We start from the raw sequence: 19,222 nt of genomic DNA on the forward strand, positions 1-19,222 counted from the left end.
GGTGTCCCGTGGTTCGCCAATGGAGGTTCAACGCATGAACAGCCCGCCGTTCACGTCCCAGGTCGCCCCGGTAGTGAAGTAGGCTTCGGGCCGCGCCAGTTGCACGATCAGGTCGCCGAGGAAATCTGCATCCCCCAGGCGCTGTACCGGAATGTTCGCCAGCAGCCCCGGCAGGCGCTCGGCCGGCACCGCGGCGTGCACCGCAGGCGAGTCGATCGGCCCTGGGGCGATGGCATTGACGGTGACGCCACGGCTTGCGAATTCCTTGGCGAAGATCTTGGTCAGGGTGACGATGGCGCCCTTGCTCGCGGCGTAGTGGGCGCCGGTGGCGGTGCCGCCGTTCTGCCCGGCCAGCGAGGCCATGTTGATGATGCGCCCATAGCCCGCTTCGGCCAGGTGCGCACCAAGCACCTGGCAGCCGAGGAACACGCTGCGCAGGTTCACACCCACCACCGCGTCGAACTCCTCGGGGCTGATCTGCATCAGCGGCGTGGTCTTGGTGATGGCGGCGTTGTTGACCACCACGTGCAGCGCGCCAAAGTGCTCCAGCACCTGGGCCAGGGCCTGCTCGAAGTCGGCCTTGCTGGCAACGTCCAGCTTTACCGCCAGCACCCGGCCGCCCTGCCCTTGCAACTGCTCGGCGCAGGCCTGGGCCTGGGCCAGGTCGCGGTCCGAGACCACCACGTCGAAGCCTGCGGCCAGCAGGCGAGCGCAGAAGCGCGCCCCCAACCCTTGCCCAGCCCCCGTGACCAGTGCGACTTGATTCATCACGCCGCCCTCAGAGGATGTAGCCGATACCGGCAAGGGTATCGTCGCTGTTGATCAGGCTGATCAGCTTGCGCTGGATCTTGAAGCCGCCCTCGTGACGCACCAGCTCGAAGGTCAGGTCGGCGCTGTAGTGCTTGAGGCTTTCCTTGCGGAACTCACGCAGGTTCTGGGCACAGCGCACGGTTACCGTGGCGCCGTCGTCGGCCAGCACGCGAATGCGCGAAATGGTGCGCACCGTGCGTGGCTGCGGGCTGGTGGAGATCGACTCGCCGCCGATCAACCGCTGCACGCGCAGCTTGCGCATGTGGTGATCGTCGTAGGCGTAGTTCAAGGTGTTCTCGAAGTCGGTGGCCTTGGGGTCGATCGGGATGATGTAGGTGCCCTTCTCGCTCCACAGGTTCAGCCAGGCGTCGAACTCGCCGTGGTCGAGCATGTCGCCCTCCTGCCAGATGAAGGCGGTGACTTCTTGCAGCAATTGCAGGTTCATGGGGGTTCTCCAGGGCTCAGGCCGACATCATCTTTTTCCACTGCTGGTACGCCGCGCGCATGCCGGTCTCGGCACTCACGTCGGAGATCAGCCCGTCTTCACTCGGCTTCTCGCCGGGCAGGCCACGGTTGAGCATGATCCACAGATCCTCTCCGGCCTTGGCACCCTTCTGCACACGCTCCCACGCCTCCGAGTCATCCGGGGTGCCAAAGCCCATGGGGCCTTGGAAGTGCTCGTGCAGGCGCAGGCGGTAGCGGTTGGCCACGGCCGGGCCACCGTCCATGGTGATGACCGCGTGGTGGATCTCGGTCTCGGTCACCGAGATCGGTTGCAGCACGCGGAAGAACGCCATCGAGCAAGCGACGTTGGGGAACAGGTTGAGGTTGAAACCCGAGCCGCCGACCGCACGCACGATTCGGCGTACCTGCTGCTCCTCTATACCCTCGTCACGCAGCTCGGCAGCCAGGCCTTCGAAGCGCTCGGGAATGGGTTTGTCCAGGTCGGCTTCCAGGTCAACCAGCTCGGGAATCATCACCATCACGCTGTGGCCGTTGCCCAGGTCCTCGACGTAGCCAGGACCTTTGACGAAGTCGAACAGCTCCAGGGTTTCTTCATCCACCGAGGACAGGAACGACTTGTGCACCAGCGGGAAGTGGTAGGCGTCGGTGGTGTTCTCCAGCTGGATCTTCCAGTTGCCCGGGAAGCGGAAGCGGTGCTCGCCGGGCACTTTCACGCCGTAGCCGGCGCCTTGCTTCATGAACAGGTCGATCCACTTCTTCGCAGCGCCCAGGAAGTCTTCCAGGGGCTCGATGTCGTCCTTGAAGGTGGCGAAGATCATCCCGGCGTAGCTCTCCACGCGCAGGCTCACCAGCGGCAGCTCGGACTTGTCCAGGCAGTCGCCGTAGCTCTCCGGGTGCGGAATGCCACGCAGCGAGCCGTCCAAGGCATAGCCCCAGCCGTGGTAGGGGCAGACGAAGCTGGCGGTCTTGCCCTTCTTGTGTTCGCACACCGTGGCGCCGCGGTGGCGGCAACGGTTGAGCAGCACGTGCACGTCTTTCTTGCGGTCGCGCACCACGATCACCGGCTGCTTGCCGATGTAGGTGGTCTTGTAGTTGCCCGACTCGGGGATCTCGCTCTCATGGGCGACCCAGATCCAGGTGCTGTGGAAGATCTTCTCGAGCTCGGCATCGAACAGCGCCGGGTCGGTGTACAGCGAGGTGTGCACGCGGTCGGCCTGTACCAGCTCAGCGGGGTCGACCGCCAGGTTGACGGCGGGAATCAGGTGGGTCACGGAAGGCTCCTTGCCAGCCTCGGTGCTGGCAGTGCTGGTGTTCTGTGGAAGGGTTCAGCTGCGCTGGATGATCAGTTCGCGGCCAACCCGCGCCTCGACCTTGGCATAGCGCCAGAGCTTGAACGGGCCGTCGCCCACGGCGGTGGTGCGAAACAGGTTGCAGGCGGCGTGCACGGTCTCGATGTCCGGGACGTCGGCCAGCAGGTAGGTGGTCCAGGGGAAGCCATCGGAGGGGCCGACCATGCCTTGGTCGTCGTCCATGTTGCCCAGCACGTTCACCCCAGCCAGGTCGTGGATACCGTTCCACATGGCGCTGAATGCGGCCCAGACTTGCAGTTGCTCCTCACGCGGGGCGTCGAAGAAGTTCTGGTTGATGCCCATGCAGAACAGCACGCGCAGGGGTTTCTTGTCGCTCATGAGAATCTCCTCGAAAGTTACAGGTAGCCCGGCAGAGGCTGTTTGCCGAAGAACATCGCTCCGGCGTTCTGGTAGGTGACATCGCCCATGAAGGCATGCTGGGTGACCACCTGGGCGTCGTTGACGCAGCGCGCCAGGGGGCTGTCGTTGTAGATACCGGTCATGCCCGAGAGCATCTGCGCCGAGCGCGCCACATCCGCAGCCACGCGGGTGGCGTGGGTCGAGGACAGGCGCAGCAGGTTGGTGGCTTGCACCGGCACCGGGTCGCCAGCCAGCACGTGCTGCCAGGCCGCATCGATGGACTCGTAGAAGAACGCCCGCGCCGAACGCAGCGCCGCCTCGCACTTGGCCACGTCGACCTGGGCCAGGGGCCGGTCGGCCAGCGCCGGGGCACCGGTTACCGAGATACGCCCGCTGGCCATGCCGGCCAGTTCGTCCAGGGCCGCGCGGGCCACGCCCAGGCCGACCACCGAGAGCACCTGGGTGGCGAAGGACAGCGACGGGTAGCGGAAGAACGCCTCGTCGAGGTTGGGCTGGCCGCCGCGAATAAAGGTCCACTCCTCGCCTACCAGCACGTCCTCGACCACCAGGTCGTGGCTGCCGGTGCCGAGCAGGCCGACGGTGTCCCAGGTCTCCTCGATGCGGGCACTGGCACGGGGAATCACCGCCAGGCGCGGCAGGTCGAGCTTATCGCCATTGCGCGGGGCGATACCCACGCCGACGATGTCGGCGCCCATCGAGCCGCTGGAGTATTTCCAGCGGCCGTTGATACGAAAGCCGCCGGCGACCACCTCAGCCGGTTGCGGTGGGAAGATGCCGCCGGCGAATACGGTGTCGGGGTTGTTGCGGTACAGGTTGGAGATGGTTTCCAGCGGCAGCGCGGCCAGGTACACCGGGCTCATGCCAAAGCTCGCCACCCAACCGGCGGAGCCGTCGGCGTGGGAGATGCGCTCGACCATTTCGCAGAACTCGGCCGGCGAGCACTCCAGGCCGCCAAAGCGCTTGGGCACCAGGGCGCGGTACACGCCATGGGCCTTGAACGCATCGATCACATCCCGGGAAATATGGCGCTGGCGGTCGAATTCGCCCAGGCGGGCACGATCGCGAATTCCATCAAGCAAGGCCTCGAACGCAGGGCCGGAAGAAAGCGCAGACGCAGAGGCGGCGCTCAGGCAAAGCGGATCCATGGAGTTTCTCCGTCTTCAGCTACGGGTTGGAACAAGGTGGCAGGGGTGAGCAAATTCACCGGGAAGCAGTGGCGACGTGGCGCGCCTGGGTACAGACAGGCACCGACCACTCGCACGGGATGCGAGATTGGCGGCATGGCATTGACCTTCTTGTTGTGTTTGCCGATGGGGTGAATTTGGGATTATTTACGTGAATTGTCAATTAATTTTTCACGCGAAAAATCCACAAAAAAATTGCAATAGAAGGTCTTGAATATTGATAAGCACCTGTTAAATAAGGAGATATTTGTTTTTTGCAGGCGGGAAGATTTTTTATTTTTTCTAAAAAAATCTTTGGAATAGCGGAAAAATCTAGAATATTTGGCGCCCCCCCCTGTAGGAGCGGCGCGCTCAGGAGCAGTGCAAATCGTGTGGGAGCGGGTTTATCGGATCGCCGCACCGCCGCGAAAAGAACACCGCGGTGTATGGCCAGGGCTTCGCCCTGGTTCGCGGGTGAACCCGCTCCCACAGGAAATGCGTCGCGCCTACGACCACAGTTCTATACGCGACAGCGTAGCCTCAGAGGCTATGCGATCTCCTACAGGGCTCGCGTCAGTCAGCCTCGATCCCGGCACAGCCATGCAGGCACGACCCGCACATACACCAACTCGAACACCAGCTCCACCAGGGTCTGGGTGATGACCGCCGCCGCCGCAAGCCCGCGCAGCTCCTCCGGCAAGGCCAGGGCCAGCGGTAACACCACCAGCGAATTGCGCGTCGAGGCACTGAACGTCGCCGCCCTCGCCGCACCAGCGGGCAGCTTGAAGGCCCGCGCCACCAACGCGCCGATGATCGGGGCCAGGACCGCGAACGCGATATACACCGGCAGCACCGGGGCGAGCTTGTCGATCTGGCTCACCACCGGGGCGATCTGCGCCCCCACCACTACGATCAATACCGCCGCCATCGCCGGAACGGGCAACCAGGCCCAGGCGTCGGCCCATACCCGCACCGCAGCGCTGCGCTTGACTTGGGTCTCGGTCAGCAGGGCCAGGAGCAACGGCGTGACAATCAGCACCAGGAAGGCATCGAAAAACGGTGCCACCTGCACCTCGACCCCGGTGCTACCGCTGAGCATCAGGCTCAGGTACAGCGGCAGCAATGCGAGCTGAAGCAGCAGCAAGATAGGCGTAGCAGCAAGAATCAAGCGCGAGTCGCCTCGACCGATGTGGGTGAACACCACCACATAGTCGATGCACGGCGTCAGCAGCACCAAAAGCACGCCGACAAGGATGGCGGGCTGCCCCTCCAGAAAGCGTGTCAGGCCCCAGACCAGCAGTGGTGTCAACACGAAGTTAGTGAGCAACAGCGCGGCCATGAAGGGCTTGTTGCGCAGGCCCTCGCGCAGGTTCAGGAAGGGGATCTGGAGAAACATCGCGTACATCAGAATGGCGATGCTGGGCGTTACCAGGGCCGACAGCCCTTGCGCAGCGGATGGCGCCAGCAGCCCACCGATGGCGGCGAGGATCACCGCGGCAAAATAGAGGGGAATCTGGTGGTGCTCGAGAGTGTCTCGGGTCATGGGGCGCTCAAGGTCAGGGCAGGACGAATGCCCTGCATGATGGCCCATCAAGCCCCTCGCGTCGCGCTACCCACGAAAAAACCCAGGCCATCCCGCGAGGGATGACCCAGGCCTGAAACCAGTCGCTGGATCAGGCGTCCTGCAAGGCACGCGGACGCTGGCTGCGGTCCTCGGCGCCAGGCGCCTTGGCGGTCTGCAACTGGAAGTCGAAGTTCAGCTCAGCGAAGCGCTCGCCCTGCACGCCACGGTCACGGGCCGCAGCGGCATCGTCGATGAAACGCAAGTCGCCGATCAGCCCATCGCGGGTGGCGTAGGCGAAGTCATCCCATAGGTACTCGTCACCCGCCAGGTTGATCTGCGTGGTCAGGTGGCGATGCCCCGGCGCCGAGACGAAGAAGTGGATGTGCGCCGGGCGCTGGCCATGGCGGCCCAACAGGTCGAGGGCTTCCTGGGTGGTACCGGTAGGTGGGCAACCATAGCCGACCGGCACGATGCTGCGCACGCGATAGCGGCCTTCGGCATCGGTGAGGATACGACGGCGCAGGTTGAATTCCGATTGGCGGGTATCGAAGTGCGAATAGGTGCCCTTGGTGTTGGCATGCCACACATCGACGGTGGCACCCGCCACCGGCTTGCCGTCGGTGTCCCGCACCTGGCCACTCAAGAACATCACGGTGCCAGGGTCGGTGCCATCGTCCATGCGCGCCTCGCCTTCGGAAAGCGGGGCGCCGGCCACGTACAGCGGGCCTTCGATGGTGCGCGGGGTGCCGCCGGTGAGGCCGGCCTGCTCATCGCGGGCATCTTGCAGCAGGTCGAGGAAGTGCTCGATGCCCAGGCCCGCCACCAGCAGGCCGGCTTCCTGGTTCGAGCCCATGCGGTTGAGGTAGTCCACCGCCTTCCAGAATTCGTCGTCGGTCACTTCCAGGTCTTCGATCAGGCGCGCGACATCGTTGAGGATGCGCAGCACGATCTGCTTGAACCTTGGGCTGCCCTGCTCGTTGCCGAGCCCGGCCACTTCCTTGAAGAACGCTTGTACATCGGCAGTCTGGGAAATCTTCACGGTCATTTTTGCTTACCTCGAATTGTTCTTGTCAGGTAGAGGGGATCAGCGATCGTCCTGGTGAATCGACGAGGGGTGACGGCACAGGCCATCGATCTCGATCTCCATGTACGGGAACAGCGGCAATTGCATCAGGGTATCGTGCAGCGCCTCGACACTGGGCAGGTCGAACACGCTGTAGTTGGCGTAGTGCCCGGCGATGCGCCACAGGTGGCGCCAACTGCCCTCGCGCTGCAGGCGCTGGGCCAGTTCCTTTTCGTCGGCCTTCAATTGCGCGGCCTTGGCCGGGTCCATGTCGACCGGCAGTTTCACGGTCATCTTCACGTGGAACAGCATGGGTGGCTCTCCTTGAATGGCAAAGGGTTCAGCGGCGGGCGAAGCGGGCCAGGCGCGCTTCGTCCAATTCCAGGCCCAGGCCTGGCGTACGTGGTACGTGCAGCTGGAAGTCGTGGTACTCCGGCGCCTGGGTGACGATTTCCTCGGTCAGCAACAGCGGGCCGAACAGTTCGGTGCCCCAGGTCAACTGGCGCAGGGTGACAAAAGCATGGGCCGAAGCCAGGGTACCGACCGCGCCTTCGAGCATGGTGCCACCATACAGCGCGATACCGGCAGCCTCGGCGATCTGCGCGGTGCGCAGTACGGCGCGGGGGCCACCGTTCTTGGCGATCTTCAGGGCGAAGATGCTGGCGGCGCCATCGGCGGCCAGGCTGAAGGCATCCTCGACGCTCTCGATGGATTCGTCAGCCATGATCGGTGCCGGGCTGCGCTGGTTCAGGCGGACCTGGCCACTGCGGTTGATGCGCGAGATGGGCTGTTCGATCAGATCGATGCCGTTGTCGCCCAGCACCTGGCAGGCACGGATGGCCTGGGACTCGTCCCAGTACTGGTTGACGTCCACCCGCACGCTGGCCTGCTCGCCCAGTTCGCGCTTGATCGCCACCACGTGCTTGAGGTCTTGCTCCAGCGGGTTGGCGCCGATCTTCAGCTTGAACAGGCGGTGACGGCGAATCTCCAGCATATGCTGGGCTTCGGCGATATCGCGGGCGGTGTCGCCGCTGGCCAGGGTCCAGGCCACTTCCAGGCTGTCGCGCACGCGCCCGCCCAGCAGCTCGCTGACCGGCAGCCCCAGGCGCTTGCCCTGGGCATCGAGCAGCGCGCTTTCGATGGCGGACTTGGCGAAGGTGTTGCCCTTGGCCAGCTTGTCCAGCTTGAGCATGGCGGCATTGACGTTGTCGGCTGGCAGGCCGATCAGCGCGGGCGCCAGGTGGGCGTCGATATTGGTCTTGATGCTTTCCGGGCTCTCGTAGCCATAGGCCAGCCCACCGATGGTGGTGGCTTCGCCGATACCTTCGACGCCATCGCTGCAACGCAGGCGCAGGATCACCAGGGTCTGCTGCTGCATGGTGTGCATCGCCAGCTTGTGCGGGCGGATGGTCGGCAGGTCGACGATAAACGTCTCCAGTCGCTCGATCAGGGCATTGCTCATCGGTCAGGACATCCCGTGGGTTCACAGATGAAGCAAGGATTGCGCGCGGGTCGGGGAACGGTCCAATATCAAATGAATCTCCCACCATACCCTGGAGGTCTTGTGGAGCTCCGTCACCTGCGTTACTTCAAGGTACTCGCCGAAACCTTGAACTTCACCCGCGCCGCCGAACTGCTGCACATCGCCCAACCGCCACTGAGCCGTCAGATCAGCCAGCTAGAAGACCAGCTCGGCACCGTGCTGGTACTGCGCGAGCGCCCTCTGCGCCTGACCGAGGCCGGGCGCTTTTTCTATGAGCAGACCTGCAACGTATTGCGCCAGCTTGAACAGATCAGCGAGAACACCCGGCGCATTGGCGAAGGCCAGCGCCAGTGGCTGGGCATCGGCTTCGCGCCCTCGACCCTGTATGGCGTGCTGCCCGAGCTGATTCGCGAACTGCGCCGCGACGCCGAGCTGCAACTGGGGCTGAACGAGATGACCACGGTGCAGCAGGTGGAGGCACTGAAGAGCGGCCGTATCGACATCGCCTTCGGGCGCATTCGCATCGAGGACTCGGCCATCACCCAGCAGGTGCTGCGCGAAGACCCACTGGTGGCCGTGCTGCCCAGCGGGCATGCCTTGGCGGGCCGGGCCCTGACCCTCGAGCAACTGGCCGCAGAACCCTTCGTCCTGTACCCGGCCAACCCGCGCCCCAGCTACGCCGACCATATTCTCGCGCTGTTCGCCCACCATGGCCTGAGCGTGAAGGTCAGCCAGTGGAGCAACGAGTTGCAGACCGCCCTGGGGCTGGTGGCCGCAGGGCTGGGCGTGACCCTGGCGCCGGCCTCGGTACAACAACAGCACCGCCCGGACATCGAATACGCCAACCTGCTCGACCCCAGCGCGGTCAGCCCGATCATCCTCAGCCGACGCAAGGGTGACATGAGCCCGATGGTGCAGCGCTGCCTGGCGTTGATCGAGCAGGTCAACCTCAGCGCACCGGCCCCAGGCATTCGCCCAACCACTGGCTGAACACCCGTACTCGCGCCGACAGCTGGCGGCTTTGCGGGTATACCACCGACACCGGTAACGGCGGTGGGGCCAGCTCCGGCAGCAACACCCGCAGTTGGCCTGCGGCCAGCTGGTCGGCAATGCGGTAGCGCGGCACCTGCACGATGCCCAGCCCCGACAGCGCCGCACCGGTATAGAGGTCGGCCCCGGTCACCGAGACCTTGGACGGCAACTGGCGCTCGACCACCTCCCGCCCGACCTTGAACTCCAACCCCAGCACCCGGCCGCTGGCGCTGGAAACATAGGCCACGGCGAAGTGCCGGTCCAGGTCGTCGAGGCTGCTCGGCGTGCCGTATCGGTCCAGGTACGCGGGGCTGGCCACCGTCACCTGCTCGAGGCTGGCGACCCGCCGGCCGATCAGCGACGAGTCTTGCAGGGTGCCGGCGCGCAGCACGCAGTCCACGCCTTCGCGAACCAGGTCCACCAGGCGGTCGTCCTCGCCGATGTGCAAGGTGATATCGGGGTAGCGCGCCAGGAATTCGCCCAGGGCAGGCATCAGGAAATAGCGCGCCAGGGTGCCTTGCAGGTTGACCCGCAGCAGGCCCTTGGGCGGGGCGTCGCGAAAGGCGCTCTCGCTTTCCTCGAGGTCCGCCAGCAGGCGAACGCAGCGCTGGTAGTAAGCCTCGCCATCGTGGGTCGGACGCACGTGCCGGGTGGTGCGCTCCAGAAGGCGCACGCCCAGGCGCTGCTCCAGGCGCTTGATCAGGTTGGTGACGGTGGCGCGAGGAATCAGCAGGTCTTCGGCGGCCTGGGAGAAACTGCGGCGCTCGACGATACGCACGAATACCTGCATTTCCTGGAAGCGGTCCATTTCGGGCTCCTGTGACAGGGGATGCACGCTGACTGTTCATGTAAATGAAACACTGATAGCAAAAACCAGGCAATTATTTATTGCGTAGAACAGCCCACACTTCCCCTCACCTGTTCAGCCCTAGTAGGAGGAAGACCCATGAGCACTCCCGTAGCCCTCGTCACCGGCGCTTCCCGCGGTATCGGCGCCGCCATTGCCCGACGCTTGTCCCGCGACGGTTTCGCCGTCGCCATCAACTACGCCAACAGCAGCAGCGAGGCCGAGGCGCTAGTCGCAGAGCTGCAAGAGGCCGGGGGCAAAGCCATCGCCATCAAGGCCGACATCGCCAGCCCCGGCCAGGTCCAAACGATGTTCTTCACTGTCGAAAAGCAGCTGGGGCCCATCGATGTGCTGGTGAACAACGCCGGGATCCTCAAGTTGAGCCCAGTGGCCGACGCCAGCGACGAACTGTTCGCCGAGACCTTCGCCATCAATACCCAAGGCGTATTCAACACCTTGCGCGCCGCCGCCACACGCCTGAACGATGGCGGACGGGTGATCAACCTGTCGACCACCGCCCTGGCGTTGAACCTGCCCGGCTACGCGATCTACAGCGCCTCCAAGGCTGCCGTCGAGGCCTTTACCCGGGTCTTCGCCAAGGAACTGCGCGGGCGCAGCATCACGGTCAACGCCGTGGCCCCGGGGCCGGTGGCCACCCAGCTGTTCTTCAATGGCAAGACCGAAGAGCAGATCCAGTACTTCGCCAAGCTGTCGCCGCTCGAACGCCTCGGCCAGCCCGACGACATCGCCAATGTGGTGGCCTTTCTCGCCAGCCCCGAAAGCGGCTGGATCAATGGCCAGGTATTGCGTGCCAACGGCGGCATCGCCTGAATCAGGAGACCGACATGAGCCATTCTTCCGCATCGCCTCGTGCCTACCTCACCGTGACCTTGGTCGCAGCCATCACCGCCTCGCTGGCCGCAGCCTGCGCCCTGGCTTTCGGGCTGCCGGTGTGGGCCATGTTCATCGGCTGGATCGCCTTCTTCACTCGTGGCTTGACCACCCGCGCGACCCTGGAGAACCTGGCCTGCATGTGGCTGGGCATGACCATCGGCGCGGTGGCGGCCAGCATCATCGGCCTGCTGTCGCCAAGCGTCGGCCCGCTGCTGGCGATACCGCCGGTGGTGTTCGGTGTCGCACTGCTGGTAGTCAGCCTGCGTGGGCTACCGGTGCTGAACAACCTGCTGAGCTACTTCCTCGGCCTGGTGGCATGGTTCGCCGCGCACCTGGAGCCATCGCTGGAAAGCCTCCAGCACCTGGCCAGCGCCGGTACCCTGGGTTCGTTCGCCGGCTGGCTTTCGCACCACGCCCCCAAACGCCTGCTCACGGCCAGCGCGTCGCCGCACTGATCGCAACATGTCGGTGCTCGCGCGCTAGAAGGCAGGACCCGGCGCGCGTGCGCCGGGTTTCAATACGTTGTGAAACTCAAGCACAGGCGACTTCATAACGCGTTGGCGAAATCCCGCCTTATCCATTTAAACGCCCGTTAACACTTTCATAACACTTATTAACATAGTGTTTGCAGTCAGCAACAATTGAGCAATTACTCAAATAACGTTTCGCACGCTTAAATCAGGCGTTGCCAGTTTCCAGAGGCGCCCGCCACCTCCATTCGGATAGAACCCTCGATCGTTCCCTAGTTTGCGACACCGTTCACAAATACAACGCTGGCGATTTTCCGCCAGCGAACCGATACCCCCCTCCCTTGCCCTGAGCGCATGCAAGAGGTTTCAGCCACATCGCCCGCGCGCTTGTGGCACAACCTCGACACAGCCACCGCGGCCCTTTCGCAGCTAGGCCTCCAGCCTTTTTCGGTCTCCCCAGGGTCGGCGTGCCGAGTGACTGGAGAGTCACTTTCATTCGGCTTTCCGAACAACCCCAGGTGCATCATCCGGGTTACCGAACATTCGATCAACGAAGTTATATCGTCATAATTTTCGTCGAGAGTTCTACCCCGCACATTCGACGGCTTTATTATTACCATGGCACGATACTTGCGCTCTTTTTTCCTCCGACAACATCGGCTACATACAACTTTCACACGCCCTGCCGCTGTGAATTCCGTGCATAGGCACATGGGCTCTGCTTCAAAGACGAACAGAGACACCATTACTCCGGAAAGTGCCGTTTCTCTGCCCTGTGAACACCATAAAAAGGCGCCCAAAATCGCTGATAACTAACTCATTCACAAAGGTTTGATCATGCCGTTCAACAGAACCCAGCCCGGACAGAAAGTCACCCTCGACGCCCTGGATCTCCCTGACCCGGAGAACGCCTTGTGCTTCGGCCCCTTCGTGCTCTTCCCCCAGCAGCAGCTGCTGTTCAAGCATGGTGAACCCGTGCATTTGGGCAGCCGTGCCCTGCAACTGCTGGTCACCCTGGCCAGCCGCAGCGGCGAGCTGCTGGAGAAGAACGAACTGCTGGCGCTGGTCTGGCCCAAGGTGGTGGTCGAGGAATGCAACCTGCGCGCACAGATGACCACGCTGCGCCGGGTGCTGGGTGATGAAGGAGACTTTACCCACATCGTCACGGTGCCAGGGCGAGGCTATCGCTTCGTGGCGCCGGTGACCGTCCGCGAAGCCAGCGTCGCACCGGCCATTTCCCCCAGGGCCGACCCCGAACTGCCGAGCCTGGGCGGTAGCGTGATGGGGCATGAGCATACGTTGCAAGCCTTGGGTGAGGAGCTGCGCGGGCGTCGCCTGGTGACCCTCACCGGCAGCGGCGGCATAGGCAAGAGCACCCTGGCTCTGGCCTTGGCCAATGCCCTGGAGGCGGACTTCCCTGGAGGGCGCACCTTCGTCGACCTCACCGACAACTTCAACGGCGTCGCCCAGCAGCTCGCCAGCGCCCTGGCCATCAAGACAAGCCCCAGGCCCCTGGCCGAGCTTGCCGCACGGCTGGGCAACAGCCGGCACCTGTTGATCCTCGACAACTGCGACCAGGCCCTGGAGGACACCGCCAGCACCGTCGAGGCGCTGCTGCGCATGGTGCCGTCCTGCCACATCCTGCTCACCAGTCGCGAAGCGCTGCACGCCGAAGGCGAGTTCGTCCATGAAGTGGCGCCGTTGTGCGCACAGCCCCCGGTCCCCACCTGCCGCGCCGACGAGGCGCTGGCCGCCCCGGCAGTGCGCCTGCTGGTGGAGCGAGCCGCCGCGCTGGACAGCAGCTTTCGCTTCAGCGATGCCGAGGTGCCTGCGGCCCAGGCGATCTGCCGCATGCTCGACGGCAACCCGCTGGCCATCGAAATCGCCGCCTCCCATGTCCGAGCCTTTGGCCTGGGCTACCTGGTGGAACTGCTCGAAGGCGACTTCCGCCTGCAAATGGCCAGCCGGCGCAACAGCTCGCCACGTCATCGCACGCTACAAGCCTTGCTCGACTGGAGCCATGCCCGCCTCAGCGCCCAGGAGCAGGCCATGCTGCACCAGTTGTCGATCTTCACCGGCTCCTTCACCCTGGCCAGCGCCAAGGCCGTGGTCGACGTCAACCCAGGCCAGTTCCAGGACTCTGCCTGGCTGCTCGAAAGCCTGCTGGACAAGTCGCTGCTGCTGGCCGCCAGCGATACCCCGGTTAAACGCTACCGGCTGACCCACAGCACACGCCTGTACGCCGCCCAGAAACTCGGTCAGCACCACGACGCCCGCGCCCTGGCGCAGCGCCATGCAAGCTACACCCTGGGCGAACAACGGCGCGCCTCGCTTGAACTCGAACAACTGACCCCTGACGCCTGGCTGGCCCAGCAAAGCCAGAATATCGAGTGCGTGCGCGCTGCCCTGGCCTGGTGCTTCGGCGCCCAGGGCGACCCGACCCTGGGCGTGGAGCTGGTGCTGGCGAGCGTGCCGCTGTGGCTGCGCTTGTCGCTGATCGGGGAGTGCCACCAGTGGGTCAACAATGGTCTGCTGTTCGCCGCTGCCAGCACCCGCCAACGCATGCAACTGCTGACCATCTCGGCCAGTGTCATGACCCTGGCCCAAGGCGCCGGGCAAGCCATTCGCACCGCCTGGCAACAGGTGATCGACGACGCCCGCATCCTGGGCGACTCCGAACACGAACTGCGGGGCCTGTGGGGCCTTTGGCAGGACCTGTGCTGCTGTAACCAGCATCAGGAAGCCTTGCAGTTGGCCGAACGCTACATCCAGCTCAGCGACCATACCAACAGCCTCGAACGGCGCCTGCTGGGCCGGCGCATGCGCGCCAGCCCACTGTTCTACATGGCCGACTTCGAAGGCGCGCGACACGCCATCAGCGAAGCCTTGAGCTTCCCACAGATGTCACGCAGCCATGTGCTCGACAGCCACTTCAACCAGGCAATCGCCACCCACTCGCTCAAGGCGCAGGTCCAGCTGTTGCAGGGCCAGGTCGGGCAGGCGCTGCTGACCCTGGAAGGCAACGTCGATGCCGCCGGCGGCCTGCATCACCCCGCCAGCCTCTGGTATACCCTGACCTTCAGCGCCATCCCGGTGACTCTGCTGGTCGGACACGAAAAACGCAGCCGCGAATTTCTCCAGCGCCTGAACAGCAGCCTGGAGGGCCATGAAATGCCAGTCTGGCGCCTGTTCATCCGCTGCTTCGAACACATCCTGGCAATTCGCGATGGCCAGGTCGAAGAAGGCGTGCGCGGCCTGAGCGAAGCGCTCGACCACTTGCACGCCTTGGGCGGCAGCCCGCTGTACTGCCTGGTACGCAGCGAGTACGCCCAGGGTTTGGCACGTCTGGGCCTGGTGCAACTGGCAGCGGAAATCATCGACCAGACCCTGGCCGTCACTGCGGCCCGGCAAGAACTCTGGTTCCATCCCGAGCTGTTGCGAGTCAAGTCGCAACTGCTGGCCCAGTCGGACGACCCCGAGCAGCGTGCCCAGGTGCTGGAAACCCTGAACCTGGCCATGGCCGAGGCCAACCAGCAGGGCGCGCGTTTCTGGGCGGGGCGCATCGCTGCCAACCTGTCGCAGCTGGCGAGTCGCAACACCACGCAGGCCCTGCCCCGTGACGTCGAGCAAAGCTGGGAAAAACGCCGCCAGGAGCGGCAACAGGCAAGTACACAGGCTTCACATACATGAGCCCTTGTTAACGTTTGTAAGCAGTGGCGCTGGTTCAAATTGCCCGCGGTTCCCCATAGACCTCGGTACTTCGACAGCCTCCAGGCCAATGGCCGGACCGAACTTGCCACCCAGGAGATCCAGAGCGTACTGCGTCCCGAAGACTTGGCCCACACCTCGCAAACGTGCGCCACTGAAGCGCAGGGTTTCCCTCAGATCAACCGCGCAGCCACCAGCAGATCCGCCACCGCCTGGAAGGTACTGTCCGGCACCGGATCCCCGGCCACCGTACGCCGGGCCAGCTCCGCCGCCAGCCGCTCCTCCCGCGCATGGGCAATGCCCAACTGCGCAGCTTCCGCAAGCGCTCTCGCGCCTTCGTCCGGCTCGTAGCGACACACCACCACCGGCACCGGGGTCTCGCCACGCACATAGCGCAAGCCCACCACCCAGCCACCAGGCACGCCCACCATCAAGGACGCCCGCGCCAGGCCCAGCTTGGTCGCCATGGCCTGCATTTCCTGGCGCTGGCGACGCAGCTCGGCCTTGATCAGCGGGTCGCCGTCGATGTCCTTGCGCTCGCGTTTCTGCTCGCTGCGGGTCATGCGCATTTCCCGGCCGAACAGCCAGCGCTGCATCAGCACATCCGCCGCACCCAGCACCAGGAACGCCGCCAGTACAGTGAACACCAGCGGCTTGAGCACCAGCAGGAAAGTCGATTGCAAGCACTCGGGCCCGCAGCGCGACGACTCCATCAATGCCTGCAACGCGTGCCGACCCACCACGTAGAACGCCAGGCCCAGCAGGTGCACCTTGACCAGCCCTTTGACGAACTCGATCACATTGCGCATGGCGAAGATGCGCTTGAAGCCCTCCGCCGGGTTGATGCGCTTGAAGTCCGGTTTCAGCGGCTCCACCGAGAACACCACGCCGCGCAAGGTGACCAGGTTGGTGAGGATCACCGTCACCACGGTCACCGCCATCACCGGCAAGGTGATGCCGATCAGCAGTCGCTCGGCGGTGTCCAGTACCTGTGGCCACACGCTGGCGAACGGCTCCACGTGGATCTGCGCGACCAGGTCGAACAAGGCGCTGACCTGCGCCTGGGCCCTAGGCGCCATCACCGCGATGCATAGGGTGCAGCAGAGGATGACCATGCCCGAGACCAGGTCCTGGCTCTTGGCGACCTGGCCCTTCTTGCGCGCATCCTTGAGCTTCTTGTCGGTTGCCGGCTGGGACTTCTCTTCGCTGGTATCAGCCATCACCGCCCTCCACCAGGTTTTTCAGCACCTGCACCGTGCCACGGAACTCGGCCAGCTGGTCGAGCATCACCGGGATCAGGAAACCGATGTACAGCACCATGAGAATGGCGAAGAACAGGTTCTTCACCGGCAGCGACAGATCGAAGATGTGCAGGCTGGGCGCCATGCGCGACAGGTAGGCGAGCATCAGGTCGGTGACCAGCAAGGCGATGATCAGCGGCGCCACCATCAACACGCCGATGCGCATCACCTGGTCGAGAATTGCCAGCACTGCCGGTACCGCCGAGTCGGAGAACAGCGGCGTGAAGTCGCTGACCGGCCACAAGCGGTAGCTGTTCAGGTAGCCATCGACCATCAGGATGAACCCGCCGGACATGAAGTACAGGGCAATCAGCATCACCGTCAGCAAGGTCGACATCACCCCGGACTCCCCCGACGACAGTGGGTCGACCAGTTGCGCCATGGTCGAGCCGCGTTGCAGGTCGATCAGCTCGCCCGCCACCTCTGCGGCCCAGAAGGGAATGCCGAACAACAGCCCCACCAGCACCCCCACCAGGAACTCCTTGAGCAGCAGCCCCAGCAACCAGAAGCCGCCATGCTCGGGCAGGCTGGTAAAGGCTTCGAACACCGGCACGAACATCGGCACCGAAATGGCCACCGCGGCGCAGCTGCGGATCATCCCGGTCAGGCCCAGGCGGTTGAACGCCGGGGTGATGACCACCACGCCCATGGCCCGGGCACTGGCCAGCGCCGCCGAGCTGATGGTGGGGTAGGCGATTTCGAAGAACTGGTTGGCAAGGGCCGCGTCCATGGCCAGCTCAACGCGTCCACAGGGCGAAGTTGTCCAGCACCTGGTCGCCCAGTGCCAGCACCTGCCCAGCCAGCAAGGGCCCGACGAAGACGATCAACAGCAGCACCGCCACCAGCTTGACCACCTGCGGCAGGGTCTGGTCCTGGATCTGCGTCAGCGCCTGCAACAGGCCCACGCCCAAGCCCACCAGGATCGCCACGCCAAGGGCCGGTGCCGACAGCAGCAGCACGGTCATCAGTGCTTGTTTCATCAGTGAAAGAAATACGTCCTGCCCCATCGCCTCAGCCCCCGTAGCTCAGGATCAGACCATGCATAAGGCGCGACCAGCCGCTCAGCGCCACGAACAGAAACAGCTTCAACGGAATCGATATCAAGGTCGGCGAGACCATCGACATGCCCATGGCCATCAGCACGTTGGATACCAGCAGGTCGATCACCAGGAACGGGATGTACAGCAAGAAACCAATCTCGAACGCGCGGGTGAGCTCGGAGCTGACGAACGCGGGTATCAGCACCACCAGGTCGTCGTTGCGCAGGTCGGCGCGGGCCTCGGGCGACCAGACATTCTCCGTGGCCTGCACGAAGAACCCCCGCTCGCTTTCGTTGGCGAAGCGCGCCAGGTGCGCCTGCAAGGGCGGGCGCAGGGCCTGGCCGAGGGCCTTGACCTGCTCGGCGCTGTCCATCTGCAAGCCATGGCTTTGGGCTGCGCGGTACATGTCGCCGATCAGCGGCGTGGTGACATACACCGAGAGGATCAGAGCGATGCCATACAGCACCAGGTTCGGCGGGGTCTGCTGCACGCCCAGGGCGTTGCGGATCAGGAACAGCACCACGGAGATCTTCAAGAACCCGGTCAGGGTCACCACCGCCAGCGGTATCAAGCCGATGGAGGCGACGACCAGAATGATTTCGACCAGGTTGGGCTGGTACCCGCTCATGAGACGGCGAAACTCAGCACGCGCACCCCGAGGCCATCCCCTACCTTCACCAACTGGCCCTGGCCGACCCGGCGGCCATTGATCATCAAGTCCACGCCGTCATGCATGCGCGGCGCCAGCTCCAGGACGCTACCGACACCCAGTTCGCGCAGCTGGGCGAAGCTCAGCTCGACACTGCCCACCTGGCAGACCAGCTTCAGTTGCAGCTCATCCAGGCTGCTGTCCAGGCCGTCGGCCCCGACCTCTACATCACTCATAGGTTGCTCCTTCACCACCGCCAGTACGTTTGGAGTTTCGAGTAGCCGCAGGCGCTGGCCATCGCGCTGCGCCCTCAGCATCAATTGCCCAGCCAGGTGCAGGCGAACCTGGGCCTCGGCCCAGGGCTCGAGCATCACCACATCGCCCGGCAACAGGCTGCGCAGCTCGGCCAGGGTCAGGCCGGCCTCGCCAGCGTCGACCTGCAGCAACAAGGGCAATGCGCCAAGGTCCAGGGGGGCCGGAGCGATGTGACGGTCCAGCGCATCGAGCAGCACCGCCCAGCCAGAGGCGTCGCTGCGCAGTTGCACGGGCAGCGGCGTGCCATCGAGGCTCACACACAGCTCGAGCTGCAACGGCGCCAGGTTCGATGGCGTCTCGGGGGGCCGCTCGAGCACCTGCAATGTCAGCCCCAGCCCCTGCTCCAACGGCTCGATCAGCGGCAACAACGCCTGCTCCAGCAACAGCGCCGACGCCAGGCTCGCCAGGACCATGTCTTCGGGCAGCGCCAACAATCCCAAGGCTTGCCGCGGCAGTGCCAACCACAGCGGCGACTCGCCCAACGCCAGCCACGCCACCAGCAACGGCTCGTTGCCCGGCGCCATGCTCACCTGCCATTGGACCTGCAACGCGTGCTCGCCGAAGCGGCCGTGCCAGGGCTGGCGCGGACGATGCAGACGGCGATGCGAGGGCTGCCACGCCGGGTCGTACCAGGGCAGGGCCTCGGAAAACCCCAGGGTATCGGCAGACGCTGACATGCAAAGCGTGG

The 19,222-nt window shown here is 64.4% G+C and carries 19 protein-coding genes; 4 read left to right on the forward strand and 15 right to left on the reverse strand.

Annotation, left to right across the window (positions count from 1 at the left end):
* Nucleotides 1-27: 27 nt before the first annotated feature.
* From RAC97_RS11960 to RAC97_RS12000, 9 genes are all read right to left on the reverse strand, one after another.
* Complete coding sequence (locus RAC97_RS11960; RefSeq protein ID WP_375099493.1) at nucleotides 28-768, reverse strand: SDR family NAD(P)-dependent oxidoreductase; 741 nt, start codon at nucleotides 766-768, stop codon at nucleotides 28-30.
* Between the two features lie 10 nt (nucleotides 769-778).
* Nucleotides 779-1,255 carry an aromatic-ring-hydroxylating dioxygenase subunit beta gene (locus RAC97_RS11965; RefSeq protein WP_375099494.1) on the reverse strand — a complete coding sequence of 159 codons (477 nt, stop codon included), beginning with the start codon at nucleotides 1,253-1,255 and terminating at the stop codon, nucleotides 779-781.
* A gap of 16 nt (nucleotides 1,256-1,271) precedes the next feature.
* Entirely contained in the window at nucleotides 1,272-2,546 is a 1,275-nt protein-coding gene (locus RAC97_RS11970) for a Rieske 2Fe-2S domain-containing protein (RefSeq protein WP_375099495.1), read from the reverse strand.
* A 54-nt stretch (nucleotides 2,547-2,600) separates the two neighbouring features.
* Complete coding sequence (locus RAC97_RS11975; protein ID WP_375099496.1) at nucleotides 2,601-2,963, reverse strand: IacB protein; 363 nt, start codon at nucleotides 2,961-2,963, stop codon at nucleotides 2,601-2,603.
* A 17-nt stretch (nucleotides 2,964-2,980) separates the two neighbouring features.
* Nucleotides 2,981-4,150 carry an indole-3-acetate monooxygenase gene (gene iacA / locus RAC97_RS11980; RefSeq protein ID WP_375099497.1) on the reverse strand — a complete coding sequence of 390 codons (1,170 nt, stop codon included), beginning with the start codon at nucleotides 4,148-4,150 and terminating at the stop codon, nucleotides 2,981-2,983.
* A 595-nt stretch (nucleotides 4,151-4,745) separates the two neighbouring features.
* The gene (locus RAC97_RS11985; RefSeq protein ID WP_375099498.1) at nucleotides 4,746-5,711 is read right to left on the reverse strand and encodes an arsenic resistance protein; all 966 of its coding nucleotides are present in this window, start codon (nucleotides 5,709-5,711) and stop codon (nucleotides 4,746-4,748) included.
* Between the two features lie 130 nt (nucleotides 5,712-5,841).
* Complete coding sequence (catA, locus tag RAC97_RS11990) at nucleotides 5,842-6,777, reverse strand: catechol 1,2-dioxygenase (RefSeq protein WP_375099499.1); 936 nt, start codon at nucleotides 6,775-6,777, stop codon at nucleotides 5,842-5,844.
* Between the two features lie 39 nt (nucleotides 6,778-6,816).
* The gene (gene catC, locus RAC97_RS11995; RefSeq protein WP_375099500.1) at nucleotides 6,817-7,107 is read right to left on the reverse strand and encodes a muconolactone Delta-isomerase; all 291 of its coding nucleotides are present in this window, start codon (nucleotides 7,105-7,107) and stop codon (nucleotides 6,817-6,819) included.
* 28 nt (nucleotides 7,108-7,135) lie between these two features.
* The gene (locus RAC97_RS12000) at nucleotides 7,136-8,257 is read right to left on the reverse strand and encodes a muconate cycloisomerase family protein (RefSeq protein ID WP_375099501.1); all 1,122 of its coding nucleotides are present in this window, start codon (nucleotides 8,255-8,257) and stop codon (nucleotides 7,136-7,138) included.
* A gap of 102 nt (nucleotides 8,258-8,359) precedes the next feature.
* Here RAC97_RS12000 and RAC97_RS12005 point away from each other — a divergent pair, with 102 nt between their 5' ends.
* Complete coding sequence (locus RAC97_RS12005; RefSeq protein WP_375099502.1) at nucleotides 8,360-9,268, forward strand: LysR family transcriptional regulator; 909 nt, start codon at nucleotides 8,360-8,362, stop codon at nucleotides 9,266-9,268.
* On the opposite strand, the gene RAC97_RS12010 is transcribed toward RAC97_RS12005, so the two are convergent.
* Complete coding sequence (locus RAC97_RS12010; RefSeq protein ID WP_375099503.1) at nucleotides 9,228-10,118, reverse strand: LysR substrate-binding domain-containing protein; 891 nt, start codon at nucleotides 10,116-10,118, stop codon at nucleotides 9,228-9,230. The genes RAC97_RS12005 and RAC97_RS12010 overlap by 41 nt on opposite strands.
* 138 nt (nucleotides 10,119-10,256) lie before the next feature.
* Here RAC97_RS12010 and RAC97_RS12015 point away from each other — a divergent pair, with 138 nt between their 5' ends.
* From RAC97_RS12015 to RAC97_RS12025, 3 genes are all read left to right on the forward strand, one after another.
* On the forward strand, nucleotides 10,257-10,988 hold the full coding sequence (locus tag RAC97_RS12015; RefSeq protein WP_375099504.1) for an SDR family oxidoreductase: 732 nt from the start codon (nucleotides 10,257-10,259) through the stop codon (nucleotides 10,986-10,988).
* 14 nt (nucleotides 10,989-11,002) lie between these two features.
* Entirely contained in the window at nucleotides 11,003-11,506 is a 504-nt protein-coding gene (locus tag RAC97_RS12020) for a DUF1097 domain-containing protein (RefSeq protein WP_375099505.1), read from the forward strand.
* A gap of 852 nt (nucleotides 11,507-12,358) precedes the next feature.
* A complete protein-coding gene (locus tag RAC97_RS12025) occupies nucleotides 12,359-15,211 on the forward strand; it encodes a winged helix-turn-helix domain-containing protein (protein ID WP_375099506.1) in 2,853 nt (950 codons plus the stop codon).
* 191 nt (nucleotides 15,212-15,402) lie between these two features.
* Here the strand turns inward: RAC97_RS12025 and RAC97_RS12030 are convergent, their stop codons facing one another.
* Genes RAC97_RS12030 through sctQ form a run of 5 tightly spaced genes read right to left on the reverse strand, consistent with a single transcriptional unit; the run spans nucleotide 15,403 to nucleotide 19,211 of the window.
* Entirely contained in the window at nucleotides 15,403-16,449 is a 1,047-nt protein-coding gene (locus RAC97_RS12030) for an EscU/YscU/HrcU family type III secretion system export apparatus switch protein (protein ID WP_375099507.1), read from the reverse strand.
* Nucleotides 16,442-17,260, reverse strand: coding sequence for a type III secretion system export apparatus subunit SctT (sctT, locus tag RAC97_RS12035; protein WP_375099508.1), 819 nt, complete (start codon nucleotides 17,258-17,260; stop codon nucleotides 16,442-16,444). The genes RAC97_RS12030 and sctT overlap by 8 nt, the downstream gene beginning before the upstream one ends.
* Before the next feature lie 7 nt (nucleotides 17,261-17,267).
* Nucleotides 17,268-17,537, reverse strand: a complete 270-nt coding sequence (locus tag RAC97_RS12040) for an EscS/YscS/HrcS family type III secretion system export apparatus protein (RefSeq protein WP_375099509.1) — start codon at nucleotides 17,535-17,537, stop codon at nucleotides 17,268-17,270.
* A 4-nt stretch (nucleotides 17,538-17,541) separates the two neighbouring features.
* Complete coding sequence (gene sctR, locus RAC97_RS12045; RefSeq protein WP_375099510.1) at nucleotides 17,542-18,198, reverse strand: type III secretion system export apparatus subunit SctR; 657 nt, start codon at nucleotides 18,196-18,198, stop codon at nucleotides 17,542-17,544.
* Entirely contained in the window at nucleotides 18,195-19,211 is a 1,017-nt protein-coding gene (sctQ, locus tag RAC97_RS12050) for a type III secretion system cytoplasmic ring protein SctQ (RefSeq protein ID WP_375099511.1), read from the reverse strand. The genes sctR and sctQ overlap by 4 nt, the downstream gene beginning before the upstream one ends.
* Between the last annotated feature and the right edge of the window lie 11 nt (nucleotides 19,212-19,222).

Origin of the sequence: Pseudomonas sp. LS_2 (genome assembly GCF_042709235.1) — a bacterium.
Taxonomy (GTDB): Bacteria; Pseudomonadota; Gammaproteobacteria; order Pseudomonadales; family Pseudomonadaceae; genus Aquipseudomonas.

Excerpts from the sequence above, each read along its gene's own strand:
- iacA (WP_375099497.1), bottom strand. The coding sequence starts at position 4,150 with ATGGATCCGCTTTGCCTGAGCGCCGCCTCTGCGTCTGCGCTTTCTTCC.
- RAC97_RS12010 (WP_375099503.1), bottom strand. The coding sequence starts at position 10,118 with ATGGACCGCTTCCAGGAAATGCAGGTATTCGTGCGTATCGTCGAGCGC.
- sctR (WP_375099510.1), bottom strand. The coding sequence starts at position 18,198 with ATGAGCGGGTACCAGCCCAACCTGGTCGAAATCATTCTGGTCGTCGCC.
- catC (WP_375099500.1), bottom strand. The coding sequence starts at position 7,107 with ATGCTGTTCCACGTGAAGATGACCGTGAAACTGCCGGTCGACATGGAC.
- RAC97_RS11960 (WP_375099493.1), bottom strand. The coding sequence starts at position 768 with ATGAATCAAGTCGCACTGGTCACGGGGGCTGGGCAAGGGTTGGGGGCG.
- RAC97_RS11975 (WP_375099496.1), bottom strand. The coding sequence starts at position 2,963 with ATGAGCGACAAGAAACCCCTGCGCGTGCTGTTCTGCATGGGCATCAAC.
- RAC97_RS12015 (WP_375099504.1), top strand. The coding sequence starts at position 10,257 with ATGAGCACTCCCGTAGCCCTCGTCACCGGCGCTTCCCGCGGTATCGGC.
- RAC97_RS12025 (WP_375099506.1), top strand. The coding sequence starts at position 12,359 with ATGCCGTTCAACAGAACCCAGCCCGGACAGAAAGTCACCCTCGACGCC.
- sctT (WP_375099508.1), bottom strand. The coding sequence starts at position 17,260 with ATGGACGCGGCCCTTGCCAACCAGTTCTTCGAAATCGCCTACCCCACC.
- RAC97_RS12040 (WP_375099509.1), bottom strand. The coding sequence starts at position 17,537 with ATGGGGCAGGACGTATTTCTTTCACTGATGAAACAAGCACTGATGACC.
- sctQ (WP_375099511.1), bottom strand. The coding sequence starts at position 19,211 with ATGTCAGCGTCTGCCGATACCCTGGGGTTTTCCGAGGCCCTGCCCTGG.
- catA (WP_375099499.1), bottom strand. The coding sequence starts at position 6,777 with ATGACCGTGAAGATTTCCCAGACTGCCGATGTACAAGCGTTCTTCAAG.
- RAC97_RS12000 (WP_375099501.1), bottom strand. The coding sequence starts at position 8,257 with ATGAGCAATGCCCTGATCGAGCGACTGGAGACGTTTATCGTCGACCTG.
- RAC97_RS11965 (WP_375099494.1), bottom strand. The coding sequence starts at position 1,255 with ATGAACCTGCAATTGCTGCAAGAAGTCACCGCCTTCATCTGGCAGGAG.
- RAC97_RS11985 (WP_375099498.1), bottom strand. The coding sequence starts at position 5,711 with ATGACCCGAGACACTCTCGAGCACCACCAGATTCCCCTCTATTTTGCC.
- RAC97_RS12030 (WP_375099507.1), bottom strand. The coding sequence starts at position 16,449 with ATGGCTGATACCAGCGAAGAGAAGTCCCAGCCGGCAACCGACAAGAAG.
- RAC97_RS12020 (WP_375099505.1), top strand. The coding sequence starts at position 11,003 with ATGAGCCATTCTTCCGCATCGCCTCGTGCCTACCTCACCGTGACCTTG.